Below are 14701 nucleotides of genomic sequence, written 5' to 3'. Positions count from 1 at the left end.
TGCGTCGGAAACCATCAGATCCCCAAATCGACCCCGGGGGTGCCCAACCCCCACCCGGAGACTCTATACCAGCTACCACATTGGGAGCCAAAAGTTAGGCATAATCGCGGCCGGCAAGGGCTGGCAACGGGTCCGGCAAGGCTTTCCCAAGGTATCCAATGACCGATCCTTTCGATCTCGAGCGCTTTATCCGGGCCCAGGACCCGGTCTATCGCGACGTGCAGGGCGAGCTGGCCCGGGGCCGGAAGCAGACTCACTGGATGTGGTTCATCTTCCCGCAGGTCGCCGGCCTCGGCGTCAGCGCCATGTCGCAGCGCTACGCGATCGGCTCCCGCGCGGAGGCCCAGGCCTATCTCGCCCATCCCGTCCTCGGGGCGCGCCTGATCGAATGTACCAGGCTCGTGCTCGCCGTTCAGGGGCGGACCATCAACGCGATCCTGGGCGCGCCGGATGATACGAAATTCCGCTCGTCGATGACGCTGTTCGGTGCGGTTTCCAATGAGCCTATTTTCGGCGAGGCCCTCGCCCGCTACTTCGCCGGCGAACGCGATCGCGCCACGCTGGAGATCCTGGCGAAGCTCGACGGACGGGCATCCGGCTGAGTTGACGCGAGCGGCAGCGTAAACCCGAGATTAATACCGGCTGCCTATCTTCCGAGCAAAATAATTCTCCCCGCGCCAATTGCCGGACAGATCATGAAAATCGGTACGCTCCTGACCACCGCCATCGTCTCGCTCTCGACCGTCGGCGGCGGCCTCGCCGTCTACGTCGCCGTGACCAAATACCAGATGATGGAGCGGATCGGCGAGGCGCAAGGCCGCCTGGCGATCGTCCGAGCGGCCAGCGACATCCCGCGCTATCTCAACCCGGAGCGCGGCTTTTCCACCAACATTCTCTACGGCCCCGCCACGATCGACCCTGCGCTGCTTGCCGAACAGGACAAGCTGCGCAAGCAGACCGACGGTGCTCGCGACAGGATGAACGCGCTGCGCAAAGAGCTGCCCGGCTCCTTCGAGGACGGCAGCACCATCGGCAGCAACATCGACGGCATCAATGCGAAATTCACGGCGCTGCGCGAGGCCATCGATAAGGCGCTCGCAGGGCCGGCAGAGGCCCGCAAGGACGCGGCCAAGAAGATCGTCGCCGACAATGCCGTGCTCAACAGCGGCGTGACCGCGCTGCTCAACGAGCAGGTCCGCCGCATGGCGATTCTCAACGGCGACGCCTACCGGCAGGCCAGCTACGCCAACATCGCGATGACGCTGCGTGACATCGGCGGCTTCAATTCCAGCCTGCACAAGAATCTCGTCGGCGGCAAGAAACCGGCGACCGACGCCGAGAAGGCCGAGATCAGCCGCTCGCAGGGCCGCAACGATCAGATCGTGATGACGCTACAGGAACTGCGCGGCAATCCGGCGACTCCAAGGAACGTCGCCGCTGCGCTGGAGAAGTTCAACGCGGTCTATGTCGAGGAGTTCGGCCGCGAGCTCAAGCTGGTGAAGGACGGCGCGGTCAGCGGCAAGTACGAACACGACGTGGACACCTATTACGCCGCCACGCAGCGCGGCCTCGGCACCATCATCGACGTTCGCGACGCCTTCTATGATAACGCCGAGCAGATCCTTGCCGGCGCCTCCTCGGCCGCACGCACCAGCTTCACCTTCGCCCTCGTCGGCCTCCTTGCCGTGCTGGTCGCCAGCGTCGGCCTCATTGTGGTGGTTCGCCGCCGCGTCTGCGCCCCGATCGTCAGCCTGACGAGGCGGATGTCGCGGCTTGCCGATGGCGAGGTTGCCGACGGCATCCCCGGTGCCGAGCGCTCCGACGAGATCGGCGCGATGGCCGCGGCGGTTCAGGTGTTCAAGGACAACATGATCCGGGCCGACCGGCTCGCCGCCGAGAAGCAGGCCGAGAACGACGGCAAGATGCGCCGTGCCCAGGCGCTTGACGACCTCACCCGCGCCTTCGAGGCCAAGGTCACCGAGCTGGTCGGCGGCCTGTCCCGGGCCTCCGCGACGATGGAAAGCACGGCACAGTCGATGACCTCGACCGCGGCCCAGACCAACAGCCAGGCCGCAATCGTCGCCGCCGCCTCCGAACAGACCTCGACCAACGTGCAGACGGTTGCCAGCGCCACCGAGGAGCTGACCTCGTCGATCGCTGAGATCGGCCGTCAGGTCGCGCAATCCACCGAGATCGCCGCCCGCGCCGTCGACAATGCCCGCCGCACCGGCGATACCGCGCGCACGCTCGCCGAGGGCGCGCAGAAGATCGGCGACGTCGTCACGCTGATCCAGAGCATCGCCGAGCAGACCAACCTGCTGGCGCTGAACGCGACCATCGAGGCCGCCCGCGCCGGCGATGCCGGCCGCGGCTTTGCGGTGGTTGCTTCCGAAGTGAAGTCGCTGGCCGGCCAGACTGCCAAGGCCACCACCGAAATCTCCGAGCAGATCACCGCGATCCAGAGCGCGAGCGACGAGACCGTTGCCGCGATCCGCAACGTCGCCGACGTCATCGCCGAGATCGACCAGATTGGCGCTGCGATTGCCGCCGCGATCGAGGAGCAGGGCTCGGCCACCAAGGAGATCGCCCGCAGCGTCCAGGAGGCCGCCCGCGGCACCCAGGAAGTCAACAGCAACATCTCCGGCGTGCAACGCGCCGCGGATGACTCGGGAGCCGCCGCCCGGGAGGTGCTAGGCGCCGCCGAGCAGCTCTCGACCCAGTCGCGCGATCTCGCCGGACAGTTCGACCGCTTCCTTGGCGAGGTCAGGGCGGCGTAAGACGTCTCAATAAGGCGGCGCCTTGCGCGCCCGCTGCGCCTTGGCCGCCTCGATCCACCACGCAAGATCGTCGGCAAAGCGCGGGAACGAGCGTTCCAGCGCCTTGCCGCCGTCGCCGATCGGCTCTCCGTCGTCCGACAGCGTCTGCGCGATCGGGCCGACGCCGATCGTGCTCGACACCACCACCATGCCCATCTCCGACAGCGTGCCGTGCCAGGCGGTCGCGGCGCGCGCGCCCGAGAGCCGGCCGGCCGAGTAGCTCGCGATCGCAGCCGGACGCCAGAACCATTCTTCGAGGAAATGGTCGGTGAGGTTTTTCAGGCCGGGCTGGATGCCCCAATTGTATTCGCCGGTGACAAAGACAAAACCGTCGGCGCCGCGGATCTGTCCGGCCAGCCTTTCCAGCGCCTCCGGCGCGGTGCCTTTGGGATATTCCTTGTACATGCGGTCCAGCATCGGCAGGCCGATCGTCTTGGCGTCGATGAATTCGACCTCCTGGCCGCGACCGCGCAGACGATTGATGACGAAGTTCGCAAGGCGGATGCCCATGCGGTCGGAACGATAGGAACCGTAGAGGACGAGGATGCGATTGCTCATGATGGGCCGCATCCTAGCATGTCGCTGAGGCGCGGAGCGATTCTCTTTGTCGCGGCGCTTGAGTGTCGCGATACTTGAGCGTCGCGATGCTCGAGCGTCGCGGCGCTTCAGTGCGTCGCGCGATATCTGGCGCGGTGCGGAATGGACCGGCAGGCCAGGCCGTCGGCCAGCAGCTTCATGTCCTCGTGCTTGCCACTGCGGATCAGCCGGCCGAGCTCCTCGGGTGTGAAAGGAAGACTTGGATCGTCATCGATCGGGCGCCGCATTCGCGGACCAAATAAACGTCGAACCAGGCTAGCCAGCCGCCGCATGTCAATTCCCTCGCGCCAGCAACAAACCTCTTAGTCTGCATATTGTTCCTCCCGCACCTTCGAGATTGCAAGAGGCCGCTAACGACTCCGCGCCAAAAAAATTCCGCCGGAGAATAATCTCCTTCACGTCGTGCTATTCGGCAAAACCCACGTAGCGCACGAACTCGTCGTTATGTTCGCGGTCCGAGCGAACTGCATTCGCGGCAAAGCTGTCGTCGGGATAGCTCAGCGCAACGCAGGTCATGATCACCTCGTCCTCCGGAATCTCCCTGCCCGTTCGACCGGTGTTGCGGCAGAGCGCCGGTTGCCGATGCGGCGCGCAAAATCTATGCTGACCCGCAAGCAAGACCAAGAACCCCGCGAGGAGATACGCCATGGCCGCGCCGCTAGATCCCGTCATCGCCCAGATCATTCCGCTCATGCCGATGCGCGATCCCGCCACGATGACGCCACAGAGCGCCCGCGACTCCTTGCGCGCACTGGCTGCCTCGCGTGCGGCCATCCCGCCACCGCGCGTTGATAGCGTGCGGGATATCAAGGTGAAAGGCGGCGCTGGCCCGCTCGACGCACGCGTCTATCGGATCGGCTCGACACCTGCACCCACGGTGGTGTTCTTCCATGGCGGCGGCTGGGTTGCGGGCGATCTCGAAACCCACGACCGGCAGGCGCGCAACCTCGCGATCGAGACCGGCGCGGTCGTCGTCTCCGTCGACTATCGCCGTCCGCCCGAGACGCGCTTTCCCGGCGCCTTCGAGGATGCCTTCGCCGCCGTCAGTGACATCTTCAACCGCGTCGCGGAATTTGGCGGCGATGCGAAGCGCGTCGGCGTGGCCGGCGACAGCGCCGGCGGCAATCTCGCGGCGACCACCGCGATCGCTTGCCGCGATGCCGGCATCAAGCTTGCCGCGCAATTGTTGGTCTATCCCGTAACCGACGTCCTCGGTGCTTATGCCGATGCGCGCGAGAACGCGCGCTATCCCTCGCGCGCCGAGAATGCCGATGGTTATTTCCTGACGCGTGCCACGATGGAATGGTTTTGCGGCCATTATCTCGCCGATCCCCGCCTTGCTTCGGACTGGAGGGTCTCACCCCTGCGCGCGGCATCTCTCGCCGGTGTCGCACCCGCGGTCGTGACCACCGCCTGGTTCGATCCCCTGCGCGACGAGGGCGCGGCCTATGCGCGGGCACTGGAGGCGGCCGGCGTCCGCGTCAAGCACCATGAGGGTCCCGGCCTGATCCATGGCTATTTCGGCATGGGCGATGCCTCGGACGTCGCGCGCGCCGAGGCGCAGCGTGCACGCGCCGACTTCAAGGCCCTGCTCATGCGCGGCGTCTGACAGCGCTAGATGCTCCGCGCCCGCTGCTCGCCAGTGTGCCCCCAGGTTTCGTCCCAATCCTGGCCGGCAGCGTCGACGACGCGGCCGTCGGCTTCGAAGAACTTGTTCGGCACCTGGAAGATCGCCAGGATCAGGGCGCCCTCCGGGCACCAGGCGGCGTGCCGGCTGCCTGCCTCGCGCCAGATGAATTCGCCGGCTTTGCAGGCGATCCCCTTGGCCGGCCCCTCCTTGTCGACGAGCGCGCCTTCGATGACGTAGCTCTGCTCGATGCCGACATGCTCATGATCGGGCAGCACCGATCCCGGGGCAAAGCGCATCAAGGCGGTCATCAGACCGCTGCTGCGGTCGAACAGCAGCGTCTTGGCTTCGCAGCCCGGAAAGCGTGTCTTTTGCCAATCCATGTCTTGGGGACGAACCAGATGAGAATGCCGATCCGCGGCTGCCTGGTCTTCGGGGCTCACGGCGTCCATCACGATGCTCCCTCTCTCTCAACTGTTCGAAGCTAGCAGGATCGCCCCGCCCGGTCAGCGAGCAGTGCAACAAGTGGGGGCGTTTGCCGATCGCGCCCGAAAAATTGGCAGGCCGACCGGACGGCGCCCGCTCATCCTGCTTGATTGCGCCATGATTCCCGGCTCCAATCTTCCCGCCATTCTGGTTTAGGGAGACACCCATGATGAAGCGGATTTTGCTCGCAGCGGTCGTTGCCACCTTTGCAGCGGGTTCGGCCTTCGCCGAGGACACCTGCGAGAGCAAGGCGGTCGGCAAGGACGGCAAACCGCTGGCCGGCGCCGCCAAGACCTCGTTCCTGAAAAAGTGCAAGGCCGACGCCTGTGCACCCAAGGCCGTCGGCTCCGACGGCAAGCCGCTCGCCGGTGCCGCCAAGAACAGTTTTATGAAGAAGTGCGAGGTCGGCGCGTAACCGCGCGCTGCCTCTCCTCCTTCGCCCCTCTGAATCAGAGCTTCACCCCCGCTTGAAGCGATAATCAAACGCGCCGTCCAGCGGCTTGATCCATCCCGCCGTCGGCGCCGGAAAATGCACCGGCAGAATCAGCGTGTCGGTGTCCGCAACCGACGCGAAGAATTTTCGCCGCGACACTGCCGACTGCTTCGGATCCCAGTCCGGCTTCGCCGACCATTCCGGCTCGCGGCACTGGATCTGGTGATGCATGAGGTCGCCCGCGACCACCGCGCGCTGGCCCTTGGAGACAATGTTCACGCAGCAATGGCAGGGCGAATGCCCAGGCGTCGGCGTCAGCGTCACAGTGTCATCGAGCGCGTAGTCATCATCCACCAGCAGCGCCTGCCCGGCCTCGACGATCGGCAGGCAATTGTCGCGAAACACGGTGCCGGGCGGGTTGCTGCCCTTGGCATGCTCGGCCTCCCAGGCCGCATACTCGCCCTTGTGAAAGACGTATTTCGCGTTCGGAAAGGTCGGCACCCAGCGCCCGTCGCGCAAGGTCGTATTCCAGCCGGTGTGGTCGATGTGCAGATGCGTGCAGAAGACGTAGTCGATCTGCTCGAAGCCGATGCCGAGCGCGAACAGTTCGTTGCGCCAGCGCTCCTTGCCCGGAAAATCGAACGGCGGCGGATGGCCCTTGTCCTCGCCGGTGCAGGTGTCGACCAGAATGGTGTAGCGCGGCGTGCGCACCACGAACGTCTGGTAGGTGATCACCATCATGCCGCGCTCGGCGTCGAACACTTCGGGCTCCATGGTCGGCAGATGGCGCTTGAACACGCCCTCGTCATAAGCCGGGAAAAAGTCCTGCGGCCGCGGCCACGGCCCTTCCCGCTCGATCACCGCATCGATGGTGATGTCGCCGATCCGGAGTTGCTTCATGGTTGTTTCGCTCCCCTTTTTGAGAAAGCGTAACGCACGAACTCGATGCCTTCAACCCGGCTGCGCATAGGTCTCCCATGCCTGGATCGCCGCAAATCAACCCCAAACCCCGCGGATCATGATCACGGAATAGGAATACCTCGTGGGCAGGAAACTGAAATTCGCGACGGCGGCCATGATTGCCGTCGCTGCTAGCCTCTACATCAACAACACCAGTCTTCTGGCGCCCCATCGCGACGGCAAGCCGGTATTGCTTGCCCATCGTGGCATGGCGCAACGCTTCGACGAGCGCGACCTGAAGAGCGACACCTGCACCGCCGCGCGAATGTTGCGGACGACGCACGACTATCTGGAAAACACGCTGCGCTCGATGCGCGCGAGCTTCGAGGACGGTGCCGATGTCGTCGAACTCGACGTGCACCCGACCACCGACGGCGAATTCGCCGTATTCCATGATTGGACGCTCGACTGCCGCACCGATGGCCACGGCGTCACGCGCGAGCAGAGCATGGCGAGGCTGAAAACGCTCGATGTCGGCTACGGCTACACCGCCGACGGCGGCAAGACATTCCCGTTTCGCGGCAAGGCGTCGGAATGATGCCAACGCTCTACGATGTGTTTGCCGCCTTCCCCGACCGGCAGTTCCTCATCAACGTGAAGAGCCGCGACGCAAGTGAAGGCGAGAAACTTGCCACCGTACTGAACGCGCTGCCGGCCGAGCGCCGCCGAACGATCATGGTCTATGGCGGCGACGAGCCGATCGACGCGATCCGGCGCCTCAGCCCCGACGTCCGCACGATTTCACGCGCCGCCATCCGAACCTGTCTGATCCGCTATATCGGTTATGGCTGGACCGGCCTGGTGCCTGCGGCTTGCCGCAACGCCATGGTGCTGGTGCCGATCAACGCTGCACCTTGGCTATGGGGCTGGCCCGATCGCTTCCTTGCACGGATGAACGAGGTCAACAGCGCGGTATTCGTGCTCGGTCCCTACAGCAGCGGCGAGTTCTCCACCGGCATCGATACGCCGGAAAGTTCGCGCGGCTGCCGCAAGGCTATTCCGGCGGCATCTGGACCAACGAGATCGAGACAATCGCCAAGCTCGCGGGCAAGAGCAAAGATTAGCTCCGCAATCCCGGGGCCTCCTGCCCGGTGCGTGCGACGTATTCCGTGTAGCCACCGCCATATTGGTGGATGCCCTCCGGCGTCAGCTCCAGCACGCGGTTGGATAGCGTCGCCAAAAAATGCCGGTCGTGCGAAACGAACAGCATGGTGCCTTCGAAATCCGACAGCGCCGTGATCAGCATCTCCTTAGTGGCGAGGTCGAGATGGTTGGTCGGCTCGTCCAGCACCAAAAAGTTCGGCGGATCGAACAGCATCTTGGCCATCACCAGGCGCGCCTTCTCGCCGCCGGACAACACCCGGCAGCGCTTCTCGACGTCATCGCCGGAGAAGCCGAAGCAGCCGGCGAGCGCGCGCAAGGAGCCCTGCCCCGCGGTTGGAAACGCGTCCTCCAGCGACTGGAACACGGTGCGCTCGCCGTCGAGCAAATCCATCGCATGCTGGGCGAAATAGCCCATCTTGACGCTGCCCCCGAGCGCCACCGTGCCTTTGTCCGGCTCGCTCGCGCCGGCAACCAGCTTGAGCAGCGTCGACTTGCCGGCGCCGTTGACGCCCATCACGCACCACCGCTCGCGGCGGCGGATCATGAAATCGAGACCATCATAGATGCGCTTGTTGCCATAGCCCTTGTGCACGTTCTTGAGCGCAACGACGTCCTCGCCCGAGCGCGGCGCCGGCGGGAAGTCGAACGCAACGCTCTGGCGGCGGCGCGGCGGCTCGACGCGTTCGATCTTGTCGAGCTTCTTGACCCGGCTCTGCACCTGGGCGGCATGCGAGGCGCGCGCCTTGAAGCGCTCGATGAACTTGATCTCCTTGGCGAGCATGGCCTGCTGGCGTTCGAACTGCGCCTGCTGCTGCTTCTCGTTCTGCGCCCGCTGTTGCTCGTAGAATTCGTAATCGCCGGCGTAGGTGGTGAGCAAGCCGGAATCGATCTCGATCACCTTGGAGATCACGCGGTTGATGAACTCGCGGTCATGCGAGGTCATCAGCAGCGTGCCTTCGTAATCGTGCAGGAATGTTTCCAGCCAGATCAGGCTTTCCAGATCGAGATGGTTGCTCGGCTCGTCGAGCAGCATCACGTCGGGACGCATCAAAAGGATGCGCGCCAGCGCCACGCGCATCTTCCAGCCACCGGAGAGCTTGCCGACGTCACCATCCATCATCTCCTGGCTGAAGCCGAGGCCGGAGAGCGCCTCGCGGGCGCGACCGTCGAGCGCATAGCCGTCGAGCTCCTCGAAGCGGTGCTGCACCTCGCCATAGCGGGCGATGATCTCGTCCATCGCGTCGGCCTTGTCAGGATCGGCCATCGCAGCCTCGAGCTCGCGCAGCTCGGCCGCGACCTCGCTGACGGGACCTGCGCCATTCATGACTTCGGCCACGGCGCTGCGGCCGCTCATCTCGCCGACATCCTGGCTGAAATAGCCGATGGTAATGCCGCGATCGGTCGAGACCTGGCCCTCATCGGGCAGTTCCTCGCCGGCAATCATGCGGAACAAGGTGGTCTTACCGGCGCCGTTCGGACCGACGAGGCCGATCTTCTCGCCTTTGTTGAGAGCGGCGGAGGCTTCGATGAACAGGATCTGGTGGCCGGCTTGCTTGCTGACGTTGTCGAGGCGGATCATGCTTGTCTTTGGGGGAATTTTTGCGTTGCAGCGTCATAGGCCATGCCGGCCGCCAGGGGAAGCCCGGCGGGGCTCGAATCCTGGCGCGTCGGCTAAGGCGCGTCCATCTCATTCGCCGCCGCTGCAAATCACTTGGCGATTTTGTGTCCACCTTGGAGACACCTCGGCACCCGAAATAATCGTCCTCGGTGCTGGTCGCATGAGCGTCAGAACGGAGCCACACGTCGCGTCCGGCGCTGGTTCGACAGATCAGAGATTTGTCCTGTGATTTTGTCCTGTGATATTGAGATTCGCTTTCCCGACACCAGGAACATCGCAGGGCCGGCGCGTATTGAAGGACCATCAGAATACGCTCGACGGAGGCCCTCATGATTGGGACAATGCTGAACGAAACAAGGCTGACCAATTTGGCGACAGCGTGCGCGGCCCTGGCCCTCGTGCTCGCCACGGTTCCGGCAACGGCGCAGGAGGCCGGACGACCGAGAGTCGGCACACTCACGTGCAACATATCGCCCGGAGTCGGCATGATTGTTGCCGGACAACGGCAGTTGAGCTGCATCTATGCATCGGCGAGAGGCAGGGCGCGCGAGGCTTATGAAGGCACCGTCAGCACGCTTGGTCTCGATATAGGGGCCACGTCCGGCGGTCAGCTCGTTTGGGCCGTTTATGCACCGACCGCGGTTCGCCACGCCGCGTTGGCCGGAACCTATGCGGGCGCGACCGCCGGCGGCACTGTTGGCGCCGGAGTTGGTGCCAACCTCCTTGTGGGCGGGTCGGATCGCACGATCGCCTTGCAACCGGTATCCGTTCAGGCGCAAACAGGTGTGAACATCGCGGCAGGCATATCGCGAATGGAATTGCGGCCGGCCGCTGCGCCAGTGCGCCGCAGGGTGCAGTGACGCCGTCGCAGGCGAGTTGAAGCAGCAGTGGCGCCTTATCGGTGAGTCCGGGTCTGCCATGGCCACCGGTGCTCTCAGGACGTCACTGCTGGCTCATCGCAAAGATGCCGGAAAGTTCGCTTCGCGCAAGCAGAGTGCTCTCCTTCCGGCGAGGTCCCACAAGCCACCAGCTTAGGAATTTGCCATTGAATTGACGGCTTGCACAATGGCGGCGGGATCTGCGTACGTGACCATATGCCCGGCATTCGGAATGAGGTGAAGATCGGACCGAAGCAGCGCCTGATGTAAATCTTGCGCTTGTTTGTGTTCGATCACCTGGTCCTCTGTTCCATGGAATATTTGCACTTGATGGGCCATGGTCGAATAATAGGATTGGAATTGTGTCGCAGTTGGAATGAGGAGTGCACTTTCCTCCGCAGCCGCCCTCAACTGTGTGGGTCTGAGAACGAGAGACGCTGGAAATTCATTCTTGAACGTCTGCGGGACAGAACGGGGCGCGAAGATCTTACGGAGAGCTCCCGGCAAGACGGCCCACGAAATGATCGGCGCGACAGTGTAACTGACCAAGTCGCCCAGGACCGGTATGGCTGGACCGGACATCAGCCACACGTCCAACCGGACGGTCGGGAAGTAATACCCGGACGCAAGCACAAGACCCCGGATCGGATAATCCTTCCGCACGCCGAGAGCGATAGCGACAAAGGCGCCCCAAGAATGGCCCAGCACCACAGGATCACGGATCCCGAGTTGATTGAGCGCCTTCACCAATAGAGCTGCTTGAGCTGCTGCGGTCCATATTCGGAGCCGCGGCCGCTGACTATAACCAAAGCCCGGACGGTCGAAGCACACCACGCGATTGCTGCGAGCAAGAAGATCGACCAGGCCACTGATCGTGAAGTCCTGAATCATGGATCCGTTGCCATGGAGCAGCACAACACAAGGAGCCGCGGGATCGCCCCGATCGATATAGTGGAGTACCACGCCGTCGCACTCGAGGAACTTGCCGATTGGTGGATTCCTCCACGCGGCCAGTTTGGAGAAGCCGACGTTGCCGATGATGAGAAGTGCTAATAACAAGGCGACGATGAGCCATACGGTTTCGGCGGTGGTCATTATAGAGCCTTGATGATCGATGGGTCAGAACACGAGACCCGCAGTGCCGAGCAGATCAACCAATCCATCAAATAATTGGAAGTTGAAGCGCTCGTTCCTGCGCGCAACGGCGGAGGATTGATTAAAACTTGCTCGCCCCGGAACGGTCCAGAAATGCCCACGTTTGCTCGCGTAGGATCGCACCTGTGACGGAGAGCATAGGATCCGACCTCACCAACAACAACGATGGAGCAACAAATGGCCAATCCACGCCAGGAGGAAAAGTCTACCCAAAGCCCCGAGGACACAATCCGCCGCGCCGCCGAGAGGACCGCGGAGCAGACCAGACGGATCGGCTTAGCTACCGCTGAGGCCGGCGAGGAGGTGGCCCAAGCCAGCAGCCACCTGCTGCGACAAAATGCCGAGATGCTGCAAAACACTTGGCGCTTCGGCGTCGACATGGCCACCGCGATGATGGGCCGTTCGACTGATCAGCTTGGTCGCACGTTCGGTTTGACGGGCAATGAAGCGCAGCGGGCAACGGAACGCTCGGTCCGCAACGCCGAAGCAATCATGTACTCGACGACCGCAGTCGCCAAAGGAATGAATGGCGTCTCACGCGAGTACTTTGATTTCGTCCGACAGCAGATCGAAAGGACTATGGACCGCATGAATGACCTCTGGCGCTGCCGAACTCCTCACGACTTGGCGGCCGTGCAGACTGATCTGATGCGCGACACGATCAGTAGCGCCTTGGATACCAGCCGCCGGATGGCGGACATGTCTCTGAAGGTGGCTGACGACGCCGGAAACCATATAACCCAGACTATCGAACGCATGCGGCAGGCTGCCTAGCACGCCGGCATAATCATGGCGCACGTGCGCGGCTGAACCTCAGCCGCTCATGTGCCTTGCTGGAACTGCGGCCTCACCGCTCCAGATTCCTCAACGCACTGCATCAGCGCGGAGTAGACGACCACGTCAGCGGCTAAATCGCCGCTAGTCGCCTTTGAATCCGTTGCTCGGTCAAACTGCCTCCGAGCGGCCAGACGAACCACGTCGCTCCTAGCACTTTGCCGCGGACTTGTGAGCCGTAGTCTAGGAGGATGTCCGATTTGGGAGCACGCGCCGCTGTCCAGGCACCGCAGCCCGCATCCCGTTGACCGTCAACAGCCGATATCGCAATAGCCTCAGTTTAGTTCGGCTTGGGGCCGTAAGCTGCCATTGAAGCCGAAGGCACATTGACTCGATCCTGACCGGCTTTCTTCCCGATGTCCTAAAGTCTATCTTGGTTGAAAGGCACGAGGGGCAGCGAAATGCTACCAGCACCCATCACTTATTGCTTCTACCGTTGTCGCGGGCTCTGCCTTCACACTTGGGTCGTCGCGACTTTCGCAATCATGATGGCCTCCGCTCCACTGCAGGCTTCAACAGCACCAAGAACCTCAGCGTGCGGATACCTCACTGGTCTAATTGATAAGGCACCGCCATCAGGGCCGTTGTTCCTGCCCAGCTATCCGACCGTCGAAACGGGGCCTCTGCATGGCGCCGCCTACCTCTATGACAATGCGGTAGCCGCCATCGCATTGGTCGGTTGCGGTGAGCAAGACAAAGCGTATCGGATTGGCTCGGCGATTCTCTGGGCCATCGATAACGACCGCACCTGGCATGATGGACGGCTCAGGAACGCTTACGCCGCGGGTTTGGTGGCGAATGGGCCCGTAAAACTTCCAGGTTGGTGGGACAATACTCAGAACAAATGGCTAGAGGATCGATATCAGGTGGGCAGCGATGTTGGTAACATGGCATGGGCCATGTTGGCGTTGCTGTCGATTGATGTGAACACCGGCTCTCGATTCCGCGATGGTGCCGCACGGCTTGGCGCCTGGGTCGCGCAATGGGCCGATACGCGCGGTACTGGCGGTTTCACGGGCGGTACGTTTGGGCACGAGCCGACGCCGGAAGTGCGGACATGGAAATCGACTGAACATAATACTGACCTCGCTGCCGCGTTTGGCCTTCTTGCCATCCGTACAGGCGATTCGCGCTGGCGCGATAAGGCGATGGTTGCTGAGTACTTCGTAAATACGATGTGGGATCCGGGGTGCGCCTGTTTCGCCGCAGGACTGCTGAAGACGGTGTCACGCATAATCCGATTTTGGCTCTGGATGCCCAGATCTGGCCTTTAACAGCGCTTCACGGAGCGGCCGGGAAATTTGCATCGGCAATAACTACCGCCGAACAGCGAATGAGTGTTGGCGGAGGCTTCTCTTACGGTGAAGACCGGGACGGTGTGTGGACCGAAGGGACGGGCCAAATGGCTCTCTTGATGAAATTGCTCGGCAGGACTGAGAGGGCAGAATCGTTGATCGCTATCATCGAATCCCAGAGGTCGCCCGATGGTGGGTTCTATGCGACGACTGTCCGCGCGTTACCGACGGGGTTCGTGTTGGACACCGACCCGACCAAGCCACGACATTATTTCCGATTGTCACATCTTGGCGCAGCTTCGTGGGCTGCCCTCGCGGGATGTGGGTTCAATCCCTTACGATGACGAAAGGACTTCCCTAGCTGAGCCGCAGTGCTTCTCGTCTCGGCCGTTTTGGTCTGTTTTGATTTCGATATGTCCGCAAACGGTCAAAGACGGCCTTGGCCAGCTTGCATGATCCTGTTCGGGTCACCTTCAGGAAGCAGACCTCGCGGCGCTCTGAGCTAAGGGCCCGGACACCAACAGGACGATGTCAAAGACATGACAGCTTGTCGTTGTCATAGTCCGGCGCGTTTTAGCCTTGCATTGATCCCCGCTACTTCAATCCATCCCGCCAATGACGCCAAGAAACGAACCGCCGAAGAAAGAGGCAACAAGCATCATGAGATAGGTCGTCGCGGTGGGAGCAAGTTCTGGCTCGTGTTGAAAATGATGAAATCCGAGCAGCCCCAGCAGACAAAACCCCGCGCAGATTGTCGGCCAAAACGCCCGCCGCCGTGCTGCGAGCCGCTGGGCCGGGCTAGCCCACTGAGGCTGTGATAGATTTCTGGACCGACGACGCGATACCGCGGCACTCACGACTACCACGACCAGACAGGCAGTGAGGAAGTACATCAGAC

General features: G+C 62.8%; 15 protein-coding genes and 1 pseudogene. 8 read left to right on the top strand and 8 right to left on the bottom strand.

The features are described from left to right. The first annotated feature begins 158 nt into the window (after positions 1-158). Together IVA87_RS20050 and IVA87_RS20045 are read left to right on the top strand one after the other, a co-directional pair. Positions 159-602 carry a DUF1810 domain-containing protein gene (locus tag IVA87_RS20050; RefSeq protein ID WP_247297258.1) on the top strand — a complete coding sequence of 148 codons (444 nt, stop codon included), beginning with the start codon at positions 159-161 and terminating at the stop codon, positions 600-602. 93 nt (positions 603-695) lie between these two features. Next, positions 696-2777 carry a methyl-accepting chemotaxis protein gene (locus tag IVA87_RS20045; protein ID WP_247334683.1) on the top strand — a complete coding sequence of 694 codons (2082 nt, stop codon included), beginning with the start codon at positions 696-698 and terminating at the stop codon, positions 2775-2777. A gap of 6 nt (positions 2778-2783) precedes the next feature. Here the strand turns inward: IVA87_RS20045 and IVA87_RS20040 are convergent, their stop codons facing one another. From IVA87_RS20040 to IVA87_RS20030, 3 genes are all read right to left on the bottom strand, one after another. Then, positions 2784-3374: an NAD(P)H-dependent oxidoreductase gene (locus IVA87_RS20040; RefSeq protein ID WP_247297262.1), complete on the bottom strand. Its 591-nt coding sequence runs from the start codon at positions 3372-3374 to the stop codon at positions 2784-2786. A gap of 107 nt (positions 3375-3481) precedes the next feature. Beyond that, positions 3482-3640: a hypothetical protein gene (locus IVA87_RS20035; RefSeq protein WP_247297264.1), complete on the bottom strand. Its 159-nt coding sequence runs from the start codon at positions 3638-3640 to the stop codon at positions 3482-3484. Between the two features lie 178 nt (positions 3641-3818). Continuing rightward, the gene (locus IVA87_RS20030) at positions 3819-4061 is read right to left on the bottom strand and encodes a hypothetical protein (RefSeq protein ID WP_247297266.1); all 243 of its coding nucleotides are present in this window, start codon (positions 4059-4061) and stop codon (positions 3819-3821) included. Between IVA87_RS20030 and IVA87_RS20025 the strand changes: the two genes are divergently transcribed. Beyond that, positions 4060-5022: an alpha/beta hydrolase gene (locus IVA87_RS20025; RefSeq protein WP_247297268.1), complete on the top strand. Its 963-nt coding sequence runs from the start codon at positions 4060-4062 to the stop codon at positions 5020-5022. The two genes, IVA87_RS20030 and IVA87_RS20025, sit on opposite strands and share 2 nt — an antisense overlap. Positions 5023-5027: 5 nt before the next feature. On the opposite strand, the gene IVA87_RS20020 is transcribed toward IVA87_RS20025, so the two are convergent. Further along, complete coding sequence (locus IVA87_RS20020) at positions 5028-5492, bottom strand: cupin domain-containing protein (protein ID WP_247297274.1); 465 nt, start codon at positions 5490-5492, stop codon at positions 5028-5030. A 200-nt stretch (positions 5493-5692) separates the two neighbouring features. Here IVA87_RS20020 and IVA87_RS20015 point away from each other — a divergent pair, with 200 nt between their 5' ends. Further along, positions 5693-5941, top strand: coding sequence for a hypothetical protein (locus IVA87_RS20015; RefSeq protein WP_247277308.1), 249 nt, complete (start codon positions 5693-5695; stop codon positions 5939-5941). A 42-nt stretch (positions 5942-5983) separates the two neighbouring features. Here the strand turns inward: IVA87_RS20015 and IVA87_RS20010 are convergent, their stop codons facing one another. Next, the gene (locus IVA87_RS20010) at positions 5984-6859 is read right to left on the bottom strand and encodes an MBL fold metallo-hydrolase (RefSeq protein WP_247334678.1); all 876 of its coding nucleotides are present in this window, start codon (positions 6857-6859) and stop codon (positions 5984-5986) included. Between the two features lie 142 nt (positions 6860-7001). On the opposite strand from IVA87_RS20010, the pseudogene IVA87_RS20005 reads away from it, so the two are divergent. Beyond that, positions 7002-7983 (top strand): annotated as a pseudogene (locus tag IVA87_RS20005) (glycerophosphodiester phosphodiesterase family protein). On the opposite strand, the gene IVA87_RS20000 reads toward IVA87_RS20005, so the two are convergent. Next, entirely contained in the window at positions 7980-9602 is a 1623-nt protein-coding gene (locus IVA87_RS20000; protein ID WP_247297277.1) for an ABC-F family ATP-binding cassette domain-containing protein, read from the bottom strand. The pseudogene IVA87_RS20005 and the gene IVA87_RS20000 sit on opposite strands and share 4 nt — an antisense overlap. A 380-nt stretch (positions 9603-9982) precedes the next feature. Between IVA87_RS20000 and IVA87_RS19995 the strand changes: the two genes are divergently transcribed. Further along, entirely contained in the window at positions 9983-10501 is a 519-nt protein-coding gene (locus IVA87_RS19995; RefSeq protein WP_247297278.1) for a DUF992 domain-containing protein, read from the top strand. A 171-nt stretch (positions 10502-10672) separates the two neighbouring features. Here IVA87_RS19995 and IVA87_RS19990 read toward each other — a convergent pair whose 3' ends face one another. Further along, positions 10673-11614, bottom strand: coding sequence for an alpha/beta hydrolase (locus IVA87_RS19990; RefSeq protein WP_247334676.1), 942 nt, complete (start codon positions 11612-11614; stop codon positions 10673-10675). Between the two features lie 237 nt (positions 11615-11851). On the opposite strand from IVA87_RS19990, the gene IVA87_RS19985 reads away from it, so the two are divergent. Together IVA87_RS19985 and IVA87_RS19980 are read left to right on the top strand one after the other, a co-directional pair. Next, positions 11852-12448, top strand: coding sequence for a phasin family protein (locus IVA87_RS19985; RefSeq protein ID WP_247297280.1), 597 nt, complete (start codon positions 11852-11854; stop codon positions 12446-12448). Between the two features lie 644 nt (positions 12449-13092). Beyond that, entirely contained in the window at positions 13093-13782 is a 690-nt protein-coding gene (locus IVA87_RS19980) for a hypothetical protein (protein ID WP_247334673.1), read from the top strand. A gap of 620 nt (positions 13783-14402) precedes the next feature. Here IVA87_RS19980 and IVA87_RS19975 read toward each other — a convergent pair. Next, positions 14403-14696, bottom strand: a complete 294-nt coding sequence (locus tag IVA87_RS19975; RefSeq protein WP_247334670.1) for a hypothetical protein — start codon at positions 14694-14696, stop codon at positions 14403-14405. Between the last annotated feature and the right edge of the window lie 5 nt (positions 14697-14701).

The organism is Bradyrhizobium sp. 147 (assembly GCF_023073935.1).
In the GTDB taxonomy this organism is placed as follows: domain Bacteria; phylum Pseudomonadota; class Alphaproteobacteria; order Rhizobiales; family Xanthobacteraceae; genus Bradyrhizobium.
The sequence above is the reverse complement of the archived record's forward strand: the minus strand, read 5'-3'. Positions and strand labels throughout refer to the sequence as shown.

Bases quoted from the DNA above. Each gene is read 5' to 3' on its own strand.
- IVA87_RS20000 (WP_247297277.1), bottom strand. From the start codon at position 9,602: ATGATCCGCCTCGACAACGTCAGCAAGCAAGCCGGCCACCAGATCCTG.
- IVA87_RS20030 (WP_247297266.1), bottom strand. From the start codon at position 4,061: ATGGCGTATCTCCTCGCGGGGTTCTTGGTCTTGCTTGCGGGTCAGCAT.
- IVA87_RS19975 (WP_247334670.1), bottom strand. From the start codon at position 14,696: ATGTACTTCCTCACTGCCTGTCTGGTCGTGGTAGTCGTGAGTGCCGCG.
- IVA87_RS20015 (WP_247277308.1), top strand. From the start codon at position 5,693: ATGATGAAGCGGATTTTGCTCGCAGCGGTCGTTGCCACCTTTGCAGCG.
- IVA87_RS19985 (WP_247297280.1), top strand. From the start codon at position 11,852: ATGGCCAATCCACGCCAGGAGGAAAAGTCTACCCAAAGCCCCGAGGAC.
- IVA87_RS19995 (WP_247297278.1), top strand. From the start codon at position 9,983: ATGCTGAACGAAACAAGGCTGACCAATTTGGCGACAGCGTGCGCGGCC.
- IVA87_RS20025 (WP_247297268.1), top strand. From the start codon at position 4,060: ATGGCCGCGCCGCTAGATCCCGTCATCGCCCAGATCATTCCGCTCATG.
- IVA87_RS20010 (WP_247334678.1), bottom strand. From the start codon at position 6,859: ATGAAGCAACTCCGGATCGGCGACATCACCATCGATGCGGTGATCGAG.
- IVA87_RS20040 (WP_247297262.1), bottom strand. From the start codon at position 3,374: ATGAGCAATCGCATCCTCGTCCTCTACGGTTCCTATCGTTCCGACCGC.
- IVA87_RS19990 (WP_247334676.1), bottom strand. From the start codon at position 11,614: ATGACCACCGCCGAAACCGTATGGCTCATCGTCGCCTTGTTATTAGCA.
- IVA87_RS20020 (WP_247297274.1), bottom strand. From the start codon at position 5,492: ATGGACGCCGTGAGCCCCGAAGACCAGGCAGCCGCGGATCGGCATTCT.
- IVA87_RS20045 (WP_247334683.1), top strand. From the start codon at position 696: ATGAAAATCGGTACGCTCCTGACCACCGCCATCGTCTCGCTCTCGACC.
- IVA87_RS20050 (WP_247297258.1), top strand. From the start codon at position 159: ATGACCGATCCTTTCGATCTCGAGCGCTTTATCCGGGCCCAGGACCCG.
- IVA87_RS20035 (WP_247297264.1), bottom strand. From the start codon at position 3,640: ATGCGGCGCCCGATCGATGACGATCCAAGTCTTCCTTTCACACCCGAG.